Source organism: Paenibacillus sp. FSL H7-0331, from assembly GCF_001956045.1.
On the sequence record NZ_MRTH01000134.1, the window covers coordinates 1 to 1,593 of the forward strand.

Sequence of the window (1,593 nt, forward strand, 5' to 3'; positions counted from 1 at the left end):
ATCCGCAAAGGTTTTGCCTTCATGCTCCCCAAGCTGGAACGCTTTGACGATAACAGTCACGAATTCCGCTCTTGTGATGTTCGCATCAGGCCTAAATGTGTTGTCTGGATAACCGTTAATCGCGCCGAGTTTCACCAGCTCCCGCACGTTCGATTCGTACCATTGCCCTTTGATATCGGCAAAGTCCGCTTCATTTGTTTGCGGCTGCTCGGTCTTCGCTTTATCCAATGCTAGAACGGCAAATTTCGTAAAATGGTTCACCGATCCGGATGCTGTCCCGTTCGCTTCGTCGACGTTCAAGCTTTCTAATGACATCCATTTATGGGTTTGTTCGTTCAGCCAATATACGCCTGCCGTCCATTTCGCAGAGTCCACCTTCGTCTTGTCGAAAGGCAGCGTAATAACGACCGGCTTGCTGAATTCGCCGTCCTTGTCTTTCTTGATCTCGTACACCTCGCTAACCAATTGTAAGGCGCTGTCCATCGGCAGAATCGAGGTGTCGCTCACTATATCTACCGTAACTTGAATGTTGCTATCCATCGCTCCGGCGGGAACTTCGATTGTGGCTCCGTTCAATGTTGTCTTTCCCCCGCTGGTAGCCGAGATCGTTGCGGAGTTGGTTGCGGCACCGCCGCCTCCACCGCCTCCACTTCTGGTTACGGTGTTGCTCGTTGAGTCGACCTGCGTGTAGCTGACAAATAGGGTAAAGTGTTTAGTCCAAATGACAAGGTCACTGCCAATCATCATTTTGGCGTCTCCGCCTGCGGCAATCTCGTGGTCTGCCGCTGCTTGGGTGTCTGCGGTTACTGTGCCCGTGATCTCGGTAAACACGCCGTTTCGGACGAAGCCGGCCTTTTTGCCCCCTTGGTTTGGGATGAGCAATCGCACCGCTCTGTCGAACGTTAACGATACCTCCGTCGATCCGACTTCAATGACGGCGCTCACGATGCCATGATTGATCGTTACGCTGCTGTTGCTTAGCACTTGCGGGAGCTTGATCGTGCCGTCCCAATTGCCGGGAGCCGTAATTTTCGTTCCGTCTGGAATCATTATACTTACATTGCCCAGAGTGGTAGCCGCTTGCACTTCCACTAACGGGAGCATCGCTTCTTTGCTCGATCCTGCCATTGTCGTTGCAACCACAATCTCGGCATTCGTTACACTCGCAGGGACGGTAATAGATACAGGTTTAGTCGTCACCTGAATCGGTGCAGTAGAACTGGCCGTTACCGCTTCGGCTCTAGACACGTTCACGGTATACGTCTGCACGGTCTTTCCGTCTTGAGCCGTCACTACCACGGTGATTTGAGTGCTACCCACGTTCAGGTTGATCGCCCCCGACGCTTGTCCGCTCGTCACTGCTGTCCCGTTTACCTTCACTTTTGCGTTGCTATCCGATATTGTTGGCGTCACTATCACCAACGTTACACCGTTCGCTACGCTCGCTGTGTAGGAAAATGTACCCGGATCAAACGATGGACTGAGCGTTATTCCTGATACGGCCATACTGCTCAGATTCGCATTACTGGATGCGCTCGGTGTTGCGGCTATCGGTGTTGCGCTGACTTCGTTGGAGTAGTTGCTGCTATTTCC

At 52.5% G+C, this 1,593-nt stretch carries 1 protein-coding gene; it reads right to left on the reverse strand.

All coding sequences use genetic code 11. From position 1 onward, the window contains the following. Window positions 1-1,593 (reverse strand): cadherin-like beta sandwich domain-containing protein (locus BK127_RS42110; protein ID WP_179097840.1); only part of this gene is annotated, 1,593 nt, incomplete at both ends.